This window comes from Streptomyces sp. P6-2-1 (genome assembly GCF_050613165.1).
Classification (GTDB): Bacteria; Actinomycetota; Actinomycetes; order Streptomycetales; family Streptomycetaceae; genus Streptomyces.
On sequence record NZ_CP192513.1, the window covers coordinates 1,074,291 to 1,088,522 of the forward strand.

Annotated in this window: 13 protein-coding genes; 4 read left to right on the forward strand and 9 right to left on the reverse strand. The window is 75.0% G+C overall.

Annotated elements, in window-relative coordinates; all coding sequences use genetic code 11:
* Nucleotides 1-53 precede the first annotated feature (53 nt).
* The gene (locus ACQYWQ_RS04815; RefSeq protein ID WP_431032633.1) at nt 54-1,265 is read right to left on the reverse strand and encodes a DUF5685 family protein; all 1,212 of its coding nucleotides are present in this window, start codon (nt 1,263-1,265) and stop codon (nt 54-56) included.
* Nucleotides 1,266-1,576: 311 nt separating this feature from the next.
* Here ACQYWQ_RS04815 and ACQYWQ_RS04820 point away from each other — a divergent pair, with 311 nt between their 5' ends.
* Nucleotides 1,577-2,029 carry a cell division protein SepF gene (locus ACQYWQ_RS04820; RefSeq protein WP_431032634.1) on the forward strand — a complete coding sequence of 151 codons (453 nt, stop codon included), beginning with the start codon at nt 1,577-1,579 and terminating at the stop codon, nt 2,027-2,029.
* A 55-nt stretch (nt 2,030-2,084) separates the two neighbouring features.
* On the opposite strand, the gene ACQYWQ_RS04825 is transcribed toward ACQYWQ_RS04820, so the two are convergent.
* On the reverse strand, nt 2,085-3,743 hold the full coding sequence (locus ACQYWQ_RS04825) for an MFS transporter (RefSeq protein ID WP_431032635.1): 1,659 nt from the start codon (nt 3,741-3,743) through the stop codon (nt 2,085-2,087).
* A 399-nt stretch (nt 3,744-4,142) separates the two neighbouring features.
* Between ACQYWQ_RS04825 and ACQYWQ_RS04830 the strand changes: the two genes are divergently transcribed.
* Nucleotides 4,143-5,144, forward strand: coding sequence for a phosphatase PAP2 family protein (locus tag ACQYWQ_RS04830; RefSeq protein WP_431032636.1), 1,002 nt, complete (start codon nt 4,143-4,145; stop codon nt 5,142-5,144).
* 51 nt (nt 5,145-5,195) lie between these two features.
* Here ACQYWQ_RS04830 and ACQYWQ_RS04835 read toward each other — a convergent pair whose 3' ends face one another.
* The 3 genes from ACQYWQ_RS04835 to ACQYWQ_RS04845 all read right to left on the reverse strand — a co-directional run bounded on the left by ACQYWQ_RS04835 (nt 5,196) and on the right by ACQYWQ_RS04845 (nt 8,005).
* Nucleotides 5,196-5,408: an I78 family peptidase inhibitor gene (locus tag ACQYWQ_RS04835; protein ID WP_431032637.1), complete on the reverse strand. Its 213-nt coding sequence runs from the start codon at nt 5,406-5,408 to the stop codon at nt 5,196-5,198.
* 381 nt (nt 5,409-5,789) lie between these two features.
* Nucleotides 5,790-6,749, reverse strand: a complete 960-nt coding sequence (locus ACQYWQ_RS04840) for a hypothetical protein (protein ID WP_431032638.1) — start codon at nt 6,747-6,749, stop codon at nt 5,790-5,792.
* The gene (locus ACQYWQ_RS04845) at nt 6,746-8,005 is read right to left on the reverse strand and encodes a glycosyltransferase family 4 protein (RefSeq protein WP_431032639.1); all 1,260 of its coding nucleotides are present in this window, start codon (nt 8,003-8,005) and stop codon (nt 6,746-6,748) included. Before ACQYWQ_RS04845 ends, ACQYWQ_RS04840 begins: the two co-directional genes overlap by 4 nt.
* 538 nt (nt 8,006-8,543) lie before the next feature.
* Here ACQYWQ_RS04845 and ACQYWQ_RS04850 point away from each other — a divergent pair.
* A complete protein-coding gene (locus ACQYWQ_RS04850) occupies nt 8,544-9,326 on the forward strand; it encodes a hypothetical protein (protein ID WP_431032640.1) in 783 nt (260 codons plus the stop codon).
* 225 nt (nt 9,327-9,551) lie between these two features.
* A complete protein-coding gene (locus ACQYWQ_RS04855) occupies nt 9,552-9,884 on the forward strand; it encodes a hypothetical protein (RefSeq protein WP_431032641.1) in 333 nt (110 codons plus the stop codon).
* A gap of 139 nt (nt 9,885-10,023) precedes the next feature.
* Here ACQYWQ_RS04855 and der read toward each other — a convergent pair whose 3' ends face one another.
* The 4 genes from der to ACQYWQ_RS04875 all read right to left on the reverse strand — a co-directional run bounded on the left by der (nt 10,024) and on the right by ACQYWQ_RS04875 (nt 14,226).
* Nucleotides 10,024-11,490, reverse strand: a complete 1,467-nt coding sequence (gene der, locus ACQYWQ_RS04860) for a ribosome biogenesis GTPase Der (protein ID WP_164282277.1) — start codon at nt 11,488-11,490, stop codon at nt 10,024-10,026.
* Between the two features lie 126 nt (nt 11,491-11,616).
* Nucleotides 11,617-12,330, reverse strand: a complete 714-nt coding sequence (locus tag ACQYWQ_RS04865) for a lysophospholipid acyltransferase family protein (RefSeq protein ID WP_431032642.1) — start codon at nt 12,328-12,330, stop codon at nt 11,617-11,619.
* Nucleotides 12,288-12,968 (reverse strand): (d)CMP kinase, encoded by a 681-nt coding sequence (gene cmk / locus ACQYWQ_RS04870; protein WP_431032643.1) that lies wholly within the window; start codon nt 12,966-12,968, stop codon nt 12,288-12,290. The genes ACQYWQ_RS04865 and cmk overlap by 43 nt, the downstream gene beginning before the upstream one ends.
* A gap of 163 nt (nt 12,969-13,131) precedes the next feature.
* Nucleotides 13,132-14,226 carry a prephenate dehydrogenase gene (locus ACQYWQ_RS04875; protein WP_431032644.1) on the reverse strand — a complete coding sequence of 365 codons (1,095 nt, stop codon included), beginning with the start codon at nt 14,224-14,226 and terminating at the stop codon, nt 13,132-13,134.
* Between the last annotated feature and the right edge of the window lie 6 nt (nt 14,227-14,232).

The following is a 14,232-nucleotide window of genomic DNA, read 5'->3' on the forward strand; positions in this document are numbered from 1 at the left end:
AAGGCCGGCCCCGCAAGGCCACCCCGCCCCGCGCTGCCGCCCCCGCCCCGCGCTCAGCAGTCGCAGCAACAGCCGTCGCACCCGCAACCGTCGCACCCGCAACCGTCGCACCCGCAGCCATCGCACCCGCAGCAGTCGCAGTCACAGACGTCGCAGCAGTCCGCGTAGTGGCAGCAGCCGTGCCGGGTCTTGCCCGACCACGGGCCCTCGTACTCCTCCGCACAGCACATGCGGCACGTGCACGCCAGCGCGAGGAACACCCCGCATCCCGCCCAGAAACCGCGCCCCGACGGCGTGCGCGGCGGCTCGGGCGCGTCCCCGCCGCCCGGCGGGTCCTGCGTGTACGGGTTCCCGGGAACCGGGGTGCCGGGGTGCTGGTGCGTGTGGGCGGAAGACGTGCCGAAGGCGCGGTCGACCGCGCGCGGCAGTTCGTGGACGAGGAGGCGGTGGGCGAGCGCGGGGTCGGTGAGGTCGGTGTCGGCGAGCGCGAGGCGGATGCCGCGCAGGGCGTCGTCGGCGAGGCGGCGGGCCTCGACGCGCGGGGTCGCGGTCGCGGTGAGCGGGTTCCAGGCGCCGCGCGCCGCGTCATCGGCCTGGTCCTCGACCGCGTCGAGGAGGTGCGCGAGGCGGCCGAAGAGGCGGCCGGCCTCGGCGAGCGGTGCCACGTTGTGCGGGCGGCCCGCGAGGAGCGCGGTGTGCGCGAAGGCGGCGGCCGTCGCCGTCTCGGTCGGCTCGGTGACCGTCAGGAGCGAGGTGCCCGCTCCCGCGAGCGCCTCGATCCCCGGCTGGCGCTCGGCGGCCGCGAGCAGGACACCCGTGTCGAAGCCGAGCCCCGCGGCCGAGCGGTGTGCCGCCTCGGCCCAGCCGCTCGCCACCCGCCCGGCGGCCGCGGCGACCGGGCGGCGGGCCAGCACCCCGTCGCCGTCCGCGACATGGTCCCGTACCTTCACCGCGGCGAGCGCGAGCGAGACCGCTGCCGCCAGGCGGGCCCCCTCGCCCCTACTGACCCGTGCCGCGCGCATCCCGCGCAGTGCGCACGGGCCCGCGAGGCGGCGCCCCTGCCGCTCGCGCGGCGTCTGAGCCTCCGTCAACACGGATATGACGATGCCGTCGTAATTCGTGGCGACGCGGGCGAACTGCCCGTGATCCCCTCTCAGCGCGAGGCACAGCCCGCACATATGGGACATCCAGCGGTTCTTGAGCGTGTCACCGAGGCTGTGGGCGCACGGCCGCACCATCCCGAACATCGTGAAATGACCCCCCATTGCCCAGCGCGTGCCGCTACGATCGCCGCATCGTACCGGCGGTTACCGTCGGTCCCTTCGTCACCCGTACGCTCCCCGGCATCACCCAGAGGTACCCAAAGGGCGTGAAGAATCGTTTTTCACCCCTCGTCAGGTCTCTCGCCCCGGTGTTCTCCGCGCAGGACACGGGGCACTGTGCACCAGTACCGTCACGAAAACACCGAGAAGCCCCCCTCCCCTTGGCGCACCCTTCGCCTGATGGACGACGATGGGGGCAGGAAACACAGGGAACCCAGGGAACAAGGACCGCTGTGATGTGAGAGGAGGCGTCAATGGGATCGGTGCGCAAGGCAAGTGCCTGGCTCGGGCTCGTCGACGACGACACCGGGGCCGAACGCTATTACGACGGTTACGCGGACGAGCCCGACGCGGGCCCCGAGCCCGGCGAGAGCTGGGTCACCGACCCCCGCGTGCGGGTCGCCGCGCAGGCCGCCGAGGAACGGGAGCGCAGGATCGGCACCGTGACCCCGGACAGCTTCCGCGACGCCCGGCACATCGGTGAGCTGTTCCGCGACGGCGTCCCCGTCATCATGAACCTGACCGCGATGGAGCCCGCCGACGCCAAGCGCGTCGTCGACTTCGCGGCCGGGCTCATCTTCGGACTGCGCGGCTCGATCGAGAAGGTCGCCACGCGCGTCTTCCTCCTCACCCCCTCCGGCACGGAGATCGTCGCGGGCGAAGCGGCAGGCGCCCGCCCCCGTGACGGCTTCTTCAACCAGAGCTAGCCGCCCGGGGCGACCGAGGGCGGTACGGCATCCCCCCGTACGCCGTACCCCGCCCTCAGTCCCCGGACGGCGCGCCTTCCCCCGCTCCCCTCTCCCCCGCGCCCGCCCCCGCCGCGCGCCTCGGCAGCCGCAGGGCGAGCAGTGCGCCCGCGCCCAGGAGTACCGCGCTCACCAGGAGTGTCACGTGCAGGCCGTGCACGAAGGCGGTACGCGCCGCCGTGCGCAGGGCCTGACCCGCCGGCCCGCCGAGCCGTTCCGCCACCGTGTACGCCTCCCCCAGTGAGTGCCCCGCCGCCGTGCGCGCTCCCGCAGGAACGCCCGGCACGGCGCGGAGCCCGGGTGCGTAGGCCGCGTTCATGACGCTGCCGAGGAGCGCGATGCCGAGGCCCGCGCCGAGCTGGTAGGCCGTCTCGCCGAAGGCCGCGGCGCCGCCCGCGCACGCGCGCGGCGCCTCGTGGAGCATCGCCTCGTACGCGGCGAACAGCGTCGTCTCCAGGCCGAGTCCGAGCAGGACGAAACCGGCCGTGAGCAGCACCGCGTCGTCCCGCTGACCCATCCCCGTCAGGAGCAGCACCGCCGTGGCGGTGAGACAGAAGCCGCCCGCGACCATCAGCCGGGGGCCCAGACGCCGCAGGAGCACCGCGCCCGCGAGACCGGCGGCGACCGCGGCGAAGGTGAGCGGAAGGAGTCGCAGCCCCGTCGCGAGCGGACCGAGGCCGAGGACGAGCTGGAGGTACTGCGCAGCGATCAGTTCGAGTCCGACGAGCGCGAGCATCGCGAGGACGACGCAACCGGCGGGGACGAGGAAGCCGCCCGCCGCGAGCAGGCGCGGGTCGAGCAGCGGACGGGGGCGTGTGCGCTGGCGCCGTACGAAGAGCACGAGGAGCACGACGCCGAGCAGCAGCGGCCCGTAGACCTCCGCTTCGAGCGGTCCCGCGCCCGTACCTGCCCGCTTGATCCCGTACACGCAGGAGAAGAGCCCCGCCGCGGCGAGGAAGGCACCTGCCAGGTCCCAGGGCCCCTCGCCGCCGCCCCTCGACGCGGGGAGCAGCGCGCGGCCGAGCGGGATGCTCAGGAGCATGAGGGGCACGTTGACGAGGAAGACCGAGCCCCACCAGTAGTGCGCGAGGAGCAGCCCCCCGATGAGCGGCCCGGTCGCCGCGCCGACGGCGGCGACCGCGCTCCACACGCCGATCGCGACGGCACGCGCCCCGCGGTCCGGGAAGACGACGCGGAGCAGCGAGAGCGTCGCCGGCATGATCATCGCGCCGCCCACGCCGAGCAGCGCCCGCGCGAGGACGAGCACGGGCGCGCTGCCCGCGAGGGCGGCGAGCGCGGAAGCGGCGGCGAAGAGCGCGTACCCGGCGAGCAGGACGCGGCGGCGGCCCACGCGGTCTCCGAGGCTGCCGAAGAGCAGGAGGAGCGAGGCGCACACGAGGGGATAGCTGTCGACGATCCACAGGAGCTGTCCCGCGCCGGGGCGCAGGTCCTCGGTGACGGCGGGGATCGCGACGTGCAAAACGGTGGCGTCGACCGAGACGAGGAAGAGACTCAGGCTCAGGACGGCGAGGACGAGACCCGGTCGGGGAGCGGGGGCCCGGACAGCGGGCGGCCGCGCGGATGCGGCGGGCGCCTGTGCGCGGGGGGCCTGTGCGAGGGGTGCCTGTGCGAGGGGCGCGGACCGCCGTGCGCGTCCCGTGCTCGACCCCGGCATGGACGTACCTCCGGTACCTGGTGTGGGCGGGTGCGGTGCGTGTGCCCGCCCCGCGGCCGTCGATGCGGCAGCGTACGCGAGAGCGGTGGCGTACCCGGGTACGGTGCGGCGGCCGTGTCCGGCGGGGCGGGCGGGTGAGGGGGGCCGGGGTGGTGCGAGGGGGCGCGTGAGGCTCGCGGGGCGGGCGGGGTGAACGGAAAACGGACGGCGGGGAAAAGCGCGGGAATCCGCGGGGTAATACGCGGGCGGGGCCATCGGGAGCCTCTCGTCCGCCCTTGGCGGGGCTTTAGGGAATGCGGTCCGATAAACACCGGCGCGCATGCCGCGGCACATCACATGCCCATCACGAAACGGCTGTTTCGTTCGGCTTTGACACTCACCCGCTGTAACGTCGATGGGGTGCGTACCCAACCGACCCCCGGCCGCCTCGCGCGGCTCTTCGCCCGGCTCGACCGCGAGCCGGAGCGGCCGGCCAACCCGCACGTCCCCGTGATGAGCCCGCACCGGCTCGTCCTGCTGCTCGCCACGCTCGCCTTCTACCTCGCGATCGTCGTCGCCGTCGCGGCCACGACGTGGCTCGTGCGCCTCGACTGGCAGCTCATGTTCTTCCGGCCCTACCAGCAGTGGCCCGAAGTGCACGCCTTCCTCGACTACCTGGTGGTACTCGGGCAGCGCGGCCCGACCGCCGTGATGGTGCTCGCGTGGCTGGGCTGGCGCTCCTGGCGGCAGCACACGCTGCGGCCGCTGCTCGTGCTCGGGGCCTCGCTGCTCCTGCTCAACATCACGGTCGGCGCGGCGAAGATCGGCATGGGACGGCTCGGCCCGCACTACGCGACCGTCATCGGCTCGAACGAGATGGGGCTCGGCGGGGACATATTTCCCTCGGGGCACACCGCGAACGCGGTCGTGACCTGGGGAATCCTCGCTTATCTGGCCTCCACCCCCCGGGCCAGACGGTACCTGTCGGCGGGTTCGGCGATCGTCTCGCTCAGCGTCGGCCTGACCACGGTCTACCTGGGCACGCACTGGCTCAGCGACGTCGTGCTCGGCTGGGCGGCCGGGCTCCTCGTGCTCCTCGCGCTGCCGTGGTGCGAGCCGCTCGTGGCGCGCGTGGAGGTGCTCATCCTCCGGGTGCGAGACAGCTGGCTCCGCCGCCGTGCGGCGGGCCGGAAGACGGTGCCGGAGGCGACGCCGCGGCCGCTCGCGCCGGTGAGCCCGCGTGCCGTGCCCGCCACCGGGGCCACCGCGGTGGCCCGCAAGGACCTCGCCCACGGTCCGCGCGCGACGGTGCGCCCCGAGCACAGCCGTCCCGCGCCCCCCACGGGCGGCACGCGCCGCCCGCAGGCCCACGACCGCAATCAGCCACGCGGCGGCTCGGCCCGCCCGCTGGCGGGCGGCTGAGGGACGTACGGGCTCGCGGGTACGGGCTCGCCCGCACCCGCGAGGGAGCGCTCAGCCCTTCCAGCAGCGGCGGACCCGGCCCTCGTCGACCTCGAAGTTGAGCCTGCCGGTCTGGTACTCCATCGTGATCACCGTGCCCGGGGCGAGCGCGCGCACCGTGCGCCAGCCCCGGGCACGCGCGCGTCGTTCGGCCTCGTCGGCCTCGACGCCGACGTACTCGGCGGGCTCGTCGCTGGGTTCCTGGGGCGGGGGGAAGGCTGCCATGCGACCCACGCTAGGGGCTCGGGGCGCGCGGGGGAAGCGCCCCTGGGGCGGGGACGCGCCGGATGCGCGGGGTCACACTTTGATCACAGTGCGCCGAGGGCGTTTCGCGCGGGGTTTGTCACACGTTCGGAGTCGCTTTTCTTATCCCGCCGTTATATCGGACTGAATGCCCGCGCACTCTTCCCGCACTCTTCCCCCGCTTTTCCCGTCCCCCCTTATCCCGCTTCCCGCCCCTTCCCCGCGCCCCCGATAAACCGTTCCGCGCGCGAAAGCGGCCCCCACCCGAAGACCCCGGGCAGGGGGCGCGAAATCCTCACGTAATGCGCGGCACGCGGCCGCCCGGGCGAATGCCGGGGCGGCCGCCGCCTCGCCCGCTTCCTCTCAGTCGGCCCGCTCGGCCGCGGGGGCCGCGGGGGTGACGCGGACGGCGAAGTCGTTCCCGCTGGAGTAGTACGGGCGCACGCGCAGGCCCTCGTGGGCGGTGGCGGGGTAGGTGTAGACGGCGTGCCTGTCGACGAGGTCGTCGAGCAGCCGGGCGAGCCTGATGTCGGGCCCCCGCGCGCCCTCGGGCCTGAGCCCGACCCGCCAGCGGCGCGGTCCCTGCGCGAGGAGGGGCGCGTGCGCGATCCGCAGCCGGAAGTCGCGCCCCTCGCCCGTCAGCTCCGCGCGCACCGGCTCGCCCTCGCCGTCCGCGGGCCGCAGCTCGGCGTACGCGGCGGCCGTCGGCGCGCTCCCGTAGCACCGCCCGCGCACCGTCGTCTCGGCGGGCGCGACGTGGACCGCGCCCGCCTCGGCGTGCGGGGCGCGCAGCCAGGCGCGCAGCGCGAGGTTGCCGTACTTGCTCGTGTACGGGAGGTGGACAGCGACGGCCGCGGCGCCCCGCGGATCGCGGTCGACGAGCGCGCGCAGATCGTCGAGCCCGGGGCGCAGACGTACCGGCTCGTGGCCGGGCGCCTCCGCGTGCACCTCCCAGAAGCCCTCGGCGAGGGGCAGGTCGCCGGGCAGGACGGCGCGCAGCGGGCCACCACGCGTGCCCGTGAACGGCAGGCGCACCTCCTCGGCACCCCGCACCTCATCGGCACTCCGCACCTCCTCGCCTCCCGGCGCGCCGGCCTCCGCACCGCCGCCGGCCTCCGCACCGCCGCCGCTCTCCGCGCCGCCGCGCCGCCGCAGCAACAGCCGCGCCCCCGCGAGTCCCTCGGACTCCGTGACGACGAAGGCGAGGGCGCCCGAGGCGTCGGCGACGCAGCCGGCGCTCCACGGCACCCGGGCGTCGGGGCGGGCGGCGAAAGCGGTGCCGGTGGGGCGGCGCGGGGCCGGGGGGATCGCTGCGGTCTTCATTCGGGGCGGGCCTTCCTGACGGCGGCGCGGGAGGCCAGGGACGAACCGAGGAGCCGGGCGCGCCCGCGGTGGACGGCTCCGCGCAGCAGTCCCGCGGGGCGCGGGCCCCGGGCGGCGCGGAGCGAGGTGAACAGGGACTCGTACCGCTCGGCGATCGCCGCCGGGTCGTAGCGGGCCGAAGAGCGCAGCGCGGCGGCGGACATCCTGGCCCGCAAGGCGTCGTCGTTGATGAGCTGGAGCAGCCCGGCGGCGAAGGTCTCCGGGTCCGCGTCGACCGGGACGAGGCGGCCGTTGACGCCGTCCTCGATGATCTCGGCGGGGCCGTGCGGGGCGTCGGTGGAGACGACGGGCAGCCCGCAGCGCATCGCCTCGACGATCGTCATGCCGAAGGATTCGAGCGAGGAGGTGACGGCGGCGATGGAGCCCTTGACCCACTCCGCCTCGATGGGGTGCGCGGGACCCATGAGGAAGACGTGGTTGTAGAGGCCCAGGTCGTGGACGAGCCGGCGCAGCTTCTTCTCCTGCTTGCCCGCGCCGTAGATGCGCAGCCGCCAGTCGGGGCGTTCGGCGCGGACCCTGGCGAAGGCGCGCACGAGGAGGTCGTAGCGCTTGACGCCGGCGAGCCGTCCTGCGGCGACGACCCATTTGCTGTCGCCCGTGACGGGGGGCAGGGCGGGCGCCGGCACCGGATTGGCCATGCTCCACACGGGCACGCCGGGCAGGTGCATCCCGGCGCGGTAGGCGCGGGCGTCGGCTTCGGTGGTCGTCGTGAAACCGTCGAGCAGCGGATAGGCGGCCTTCAGGCACTCGCGCAGCTCCGGGCCGTGCGCGCCGAGCGTGAGGTGTTCCTGCCCGATGCGGACGGGGCCCGGGCGGGTGCGACGGGCGAGGTGCACGTTGAGCCCGGGGCGGGTGCCGATGACGACGTCGGAGCCGACTCCGGCGAGGTAGGCGTTGATCCGCTCGTCCGTGAGGGCGCTGTACCTGGCGTGGCGGACCTCGCCGCGCGGGAAGTCCGTGGTGGGGCGTTCGAGCAGGGGATGGCGGAGGTCGGAGCCCCGGCTGTCGGGGCGCAGGTCCACGAGGTGCCGCACACGGATGCGCGGGTCGGGGGTGAGGGCGGGGGTGTCCCTGTGGCGGAAGACCGAGACGACTTCGACGTCGTGGTGCTCGGCGAGCTGGGCCGCCAGGTTGTAGGTGGTACGGACGGTGCCGCCGATGGCGTAACCGTTGTGGATGAGGAAGGAGATCTGCATTGCGTGTGTGTCCCGCCGTCGCGCACGGCCCTTCCAGGCCCTGCCTGTCACCACGTGAGACCTCCGCGGGGGCCTCGTGGTTGGGTCGTCCTGACGTCCTTGTTGCCGGTGCGTGGCAGGTAAACCCTGCCGCTGTCGGCAACCCGGCGGTCCCCGCGCAGGTCACGGGGCGGTGGCGGGCGCTGGGCCAGGAGGGGGAGAAGTCCAGCCGGATGGCTGCGTTTCCGAGGCTCGTTCGACTGTTTTCAGCCACACCTGACGGGTCGTTTGCTCCGTCTTTACCCCTTTTGCCCTACACGGGTCCGGTCGTTCGCGCGCCACCGTTCCGGCGTGCGTCCGCACGAAGCCCAGCTGACGTGGGGCGCGGCGGGGCACGGCCCCCGGAGGGCGGGCGGGGAGCGGAGGCGGCCATTCCGCGCCGGGTGCGGCGTGACCCGGGCTGCGGTCGCCCGTTGACCGGGCGTGTGCCGGGACCCGCCCGGTACGTGCGTGCGCCGGACTCCCCGGGCACGCGGGTATACGAGACCGAGGAGCCCCCGTGCCGCGCATTCTCGACGTCGCCGACGACGTACGCGCCGAGATCGGTGACGAAGAAGCCGATCGGCTGCTCGCCGGGGAGAGTGCTCCCGGCGCCTACGACTGCACCTCCTGCCGCACTCCCGGGGACGCGGAGCACGAGCACACCAGCACCGTGCTCTTCGTCGGCGAGGAGACCGCCGTGCTCGCCTTCGCCCACGCGGGCTGCCTGCCCTCACAGGTCGTGCGCGTCACCGAGGAGCAGTTGCAGGGCGCCGTCGCCTCGATCACCGCGAGCGAGGCGAGCGAGGCGAGTGAGTCCGGGGTGCCGCAGCAGGCGGTGCTCGGCGTCACGAGCGGTCTCGTGCTGCTCGACGGCGAGCTGCACCCGGCGCTCGTCGTGGAGCCGACGGGGCCGATCGCACGGCCGGGCACCACGGGTCCGGACGACGCCTTCCTGCCGCTGCTCCGGGAGCAGGGCTTCGCCCCGGTCCACGAGGTGAGCGCGGTGCCCCAGGTCCTGCACGGCTGGTCGGTGCTGCTCGCGGTGGGCCAGCTGCACGCCGTGCTCCAGCCGGGCCCCGACGGCGGCTCCCCCGTCGCCTGGTGGCAGGCGCACCAGCCGCTCCAGGTCACCGAGGGCTGGCGCACCGCGGCGAACAAGCGGCAGGCCGTCCTCGTCTACGCGGCCCCGGCCGGCGGTATCGGCCGCCAGCCCCGCGAGGACCTGCTCCGCGAGGCGCTCGACAAGGCCGCGGCGCAGGGCCTGCTCGTCGCCGCGGCGATGCCGCTCGCGGGCACCTGAGCGCCCGCCAGGGACCCCGTGGCCGCCCGCGTCCCCCGAGCCCGTGGGCGGCGCACCGACCGGGGGTACGCGCCCGAGCGACGCGCGTGGCCCCCTCCTCCCGCGCGCTTCCCCCCGGGGGCGGGCGGGAGCGCGGGCGGGCGCGGAGAGCGGCTCCGCGCCCGCCCGGCTGAGCCGGTGGGGTACTCGCCCGCATCCCCGCGCGGCCCTCGTCGTTGGCAGGACGTGCACCCCTACGAGCTGCCCCGCGACCGCGTCATCCCCGCCATGCGCCCCGCGCAGGAGCCCCGCCCCGCCTTCTCGGCGACGCCCATCTACGACGCGCTCTTCGCCGAGTACCGCCGTCTCTTCCGCACCGTGCCAGGCGAGTGGGGCGGCGAGGACGAGCTGGGCCTTCCCCTCTTCCAGCACCAGTCCCCGCGCACGCCCCCCGCGGCCTCGGTCCACACCGGCTACGGCTGGGCCGCACCGGCCCCCCAGCCCCCCGCCGACTGGCACCGCGTCACTCCCCACCCCCGGGCCGCCCTCCCCCCGGCCCCGCGGCGCACGGAGACCTGAGCCGGTCGCGGCCGGCCCTCGGACCTGAGCCGGTCGCCGGCCGGCCCTCGCGCGGACGCCGCCCCCCTCCCCGTCCGCACGCCGAACGGGGCGGACCCGACCCCGGACCCGCCCCGCGTGAGCCCCCGCAGGGGCCGGTTCACTTCTTGCGTCCCCGCTTCTCGCGCACGCGCACCGAGATCTGCACCGGCGTCCCCTCGAAGCCGAACTCCTCGCGCAGCCGCCGCTCGATGAAGCGCCGGTACCCCGCCTCGATGAACCCGGAGGCGAAGAGCACGAACCGCGGCGGCTTGGTCCCCGCCTGCGTGCCGAAGAGGATGCGCGGCTGCTTGCCGCCCCGCACCGGGTGCGGGTGCGCGGCGACCAGCTCGCCGAGGAAGGCGTTGAGGCGCCCGGTCGGCACGCGTGTCTCCCAGCCCGCGAGCGCCGTCTCCAGGGCGGGCACGAGCTTCTCCATGTGCCGCCCGGTCCGCGCCGAGATGTTGACGCGCGGCGCCCAGGCGACCTGGCCCAGCTCGCGCTCGATCTCGCGCTCCAGGTAGTAGCGGCGCTCCTCGTCGAGCGTGTCCCACTTGTTGTACGCGAGGACGAGCGCGCGGCCCGCGTCGACCGCCATCGTGAGGATGCGCTGGTCCTGCACCGAGATGGAGTCGGCGCCGTCGATGAGGACGACGGCGACCTCGGCCTTCTCGACCGCCGCCGCCGTGCGCAGCGAGGCGTAGTAGTCGGCGCCCTGCTGGAGGTGGACGCGCTTGCGGATGCCCGCCGTGTCGACGAACTTCCAGGTCACGCCGCCCAGCTCGATCAGCTCGTCGACCGGGTCGCGCGTCGTGCCCGCCTGCTCGTTGACGACGACGCGGTCCTCGCCCGCGAGCTTGTTGAGCAGCGAGGACTTGCCGACGTTCGGGCGCCCGATGAGGGCGACGCGGCGGGGGCCGCCGATCCCGGTGCCGCCGAAGGTCTCCTTCGGGGCATCGGGCAGCGCTTCGAGCACGGCGTCGAGCATGTCGCCCGTACCGCGCCCGTGCAGGGCCGACACGGGGTGCGGCTCGCCGAGGCCGAGCGACCACAGCATCGCGGCGTCGGCCTCGCCCGAGGGCCCGTCGACCTTGTTGGCGCACAGCACGACGGGCTTGCCTGCCTTGCGCAGCAGGCGCACGACGGCCTCGTCCGTGTCGGTCGCGCCGACGGTCGCGTCCACGACGAAGACGACCGCGTCGGAGGCCTCGATCGCGTACTCGGCCTGGGCGGCGACGGAGGCGTCGATCCCGAGGACGTCCTGCTCCCAGCCGCCGGTGTCGACGAGCTTGAAGCGGCGACCGGCCCACTCGGCCTCGTAGGTCACGCGGTCGCGCGTGACGCCGGGGCGGTCCTCGACGACGGCCTCGCGGCGGCCGATGATGCGGTTCACGAGAGTCGACTTGCCGACATTGGGGCGGCCGACGACGGCGAGCCGGGGCAGCGGTCCGTGCCCGGCCTCGCCGATGGCGTCCTCGACGTCCTCGACGTCGAAGCCCTCCTCGGCCGCAAGCTCCATGAACCGCTCGTACTCGGCGTCCCCGAGCGCGCCGTGCTCTTCGCCCTCGAAGGGGTGGTGGTCGTTCATGAAGTGCGTACCTCTGTCGTCTGTCGTCGGGGACCGTTCTCGGTCCCCGGTCAAGTGTCGCTCAGCGCGGGAGCGGATGCGGACCACGCCCGTACGGGCACCGCCCGCCGGTGCGCGCGGTGCGGTTCAGCGCCCCGTGAGCCGCCTGGCCTCCGCCAGGTGCGCGCTCAGCCGCTCCTGGATGCCGGTCGTCGCCGCGTCGAGCGCGGCCCGCGTCCTGCGACCGCTGCCGTCCCCCGCCGTGAACGGCTCGCCGAAGACGAGGTCCACGCGGCTGCGCAGCGCGGGCAGCTTCCGTACGAGCCTGCCCGCCCGGTCCGTCGAGCCGAGCACGGCGACCGGCACGACCGGGGCGCCGCTGCGTACCGCGAAGTACGCGAGCCCCGCGCGCAGCGCGGCGAAGTCGCCCTCGCCTCGGGTGCCCTCGGGGAAGATCCCGAGGACGTGCCCGGCGGCGAGGACGTCGAGCGCCCCCGTGACCGCCGTGCGGTCGGTGCCCGAGCGGTCCACGGCGAGCTGCCCGATGCCCCGCAGGAAGGGGTCGAGCGGCCCGACGAAGGCTTCCTTCTTGATGAGGAAGTGCACGGGCCTGGGCGCGGTACCCATGAGCATCGGGCCGTCGATCATGTGCGTGTGGTTGACGGCGAGTATCACGGGACCGCTCGCGGGCACCCGCCAGGCGCCGAGCACCCGGGGCCGCCAGAGCGCGTGCATGAGCCCGACGCCGATGCCCCGGCCCACGGCGGCCCCGCGCTCGGAGGCCCCCGCGGCCGCGGGGGCCGTCCCCCGTGCGGACGTCACCGTCCGGCTCGCTTCTCCTCGACGAGGGTGACGACACACTCGACGACCTGCTGGAGGCTGAGGTCGGTGGTGTCCACCTCGACGGCGTCGTCCGCCTTGGCCAGCGGCGAGGTCTTGCGGCCCGAGTCCGCGGCGTCGCGCGCGACGAGCGCCTGCCGGGTCGCTGCGAGGTCGCTCGCCTCCTTGCCCTTCAGCTCGCCGCTGCGGCGCGCGGCGCGGGCCTCGGGCGAGGCGGTGAGGAAGATCTTGAGGTCGGCGTCGGGCAGCACCGTCGTGCCGATGTCGCGGCCCTCGACGACGATGCCGCCGCGCGCGGCGCGGGCGATCGAGCGCTGGAGTTCGGTGATGACGTGGCGCACCTCGGGGACGGCGCTGACCGCGCTGACCTTCGAGGTGACCTCCTGGGTCCGGATCGGGGCCGCGACGTCCGTGCCGTCCACGGTGATCGTGGGCGCGGCCGGGTCGGTGCCCGAGACGATCTCGGGCTTGCCCGCCGCGGCGGCGATCGCGGCCGGGTCCGCGACGTCCACCCCGTTGCGCAGCATCCACCAGGTGATCGCCCGGTACTGGGCGCCGGTGTCCAGGTAGCTCAGCCCCAGCTTGGCGGCGACCGCCTTCGATGTGCTGGACTTCCCCGTCCCGGAGGGGCCGTCAATGGCAACGATCACGGATTCCACGGTGGACCTTTCGCGGGGACGGCGGTTGGGCTGAATGGCGGACACCTAGGTTACCGGGGCGGTACGGGTCGTCGGGTACGCGGCCCGGCCGGGCCCGTGGGCGAGCGCCGCTCCCGTCCGTACGCGCCGCCCCGCCCCGTACCGGCCGCCCCCGCGCCGTCCCTCACGCCCGCAGCGACCAGCCCCGCTCCCGCAGCGCCGCCGCGAGGGCCGGGGCGGCTTCGGGGGCCACGGAGAGCTGGACGAGGCCCGCCTGCTGCCCGGTGGCGTGCTCGATGCGCACGTCCTCGATGTTGACCCCCGCGCGCCCCGCGTCGGCGAAGATGCGGGCCAGCTCGCCCGGCTGGTCGCTGATGAGGACGGCGATGATCTCGTACGCGGCCGGGGTGCTGCCGTGCTTGCCCGGGACGCGCGCGCGGCCCGCGTTGCCCCGGCGCAGCAGCAGCTCGACGCCCTGGGCACCCTCGGTGCGCTTGGCGGGGTCCGCGGACTCCAGGAGCCGCAGGACGCGTACCGCCTCGCCGAGGTCCTCGCCGATCGCGTCGAGCAGGTCGGCGACGGGACCCGGGTTGGCGGAGAGGATGTCGATCCACATCGCGGGGTCGGAGCCCGCGATGCGGGTCACGTCCCTGATGCCCTGCCCGCACAGCCGCACCGCCGTGTCGTCGGCGTGCTCCAGGCGCGCGGCCACGAGCGTGGACATGAGCTGCGGCATGTGCGAGACGAGCGCGACGGCGCTGTCGTGCGCGGTGCCGTCCATGACGACGGGCACGGCGCGGCAGTGCGCGACGAGTTCGAGCGCCTGGTTGAGGACCTCGGTGTCGGTGTCGCCCGCCGGGGTGAGGACCCAGGGGCTGCCCTCGAACAGCTCGGCGGTCGCCGCGAGCGGCCCGGAGCGCTCGCGGCCCGCCATCGGGTGGGTGCCGAGGTAGCGGCGCAGCCGCTCAGGGGCCGTGCCGAGGGCCTCCAGCTCGCGGCGCGGTCCGCCCTTGACGCTCGCGACGTCGAGGTAGCCGCGCGCCGCGTCCGCGCCCATCAGCCCGGCGAGGGTCCCCGCGACGTACGCGGGCGGCACGGCGACGATCGCGAGGTCGGCGGTCCCCGCGGGCGGCTCAGTCGTCCCCGCGCCGAGCGAGGCAGCGGTGCGGGCCGCGTCGGCGTCCTGGTCGACGAGGTGCACGGTCACTCCGCGCCGGGTCAGGGCGAGGGCGAGCGAGGTACCGATGAGTCCGGTGCCGACGACGAGTGCGGTTCTCACAGGGCG

Coding starts and splice junctions, on each gene's coding strand:
- ACQYWQ_RS04815 (WP_431032633.1), bottom strand. CDS start 1,265: ATGGGGGGTCATTTCACGATGTTCGGGATGGTGCGGCCGTGCGCCCAC.
- ACQYWQ_RS04820 (WP_431032634.1), top strand. CDS start 1,577: ATGGGATCGGTGCGCAAGGCAAGTGCCTGGCTCGGGCTCGTCGACGAC.
- ACQYWQ_RS04825 (WP_431032635.1), bottom strand. CDS start 3,743: ATGCCGGGGTCGAGCACGGGACGCGCACGGCGGTCCGCGCCCCTCGCA.
- ACQYWQ_RS04835 (WP_431032637.1), bottom strand. CDS start 5,408: ATGGCAGCCTTCCCCCCGCCCCAGGAACCCAGCGACGAGCCCGCCGAG.
- ACQYWQ_RS04840 (WP_431032638.1), bottom strand. CDS start 6,749: ATGAAGACCGCAGCGATCCCCCCGGCCCCGCGCCGCCCCACCGGCACC.
- ACQYWQ_RS04845 (WP_431032639.1), bottom strand. CDS start 8,005: ATGCAGATCTCCTTCCTCATCCACAACGGTTACGCCATCGGCGGCACC.
- der (WP_164282277.1), bottom strand. CDS start 11,490: ATGAACGACCACCACCCCTTCGAGGGCGAAGAGCACGGCGCGCTCGGG.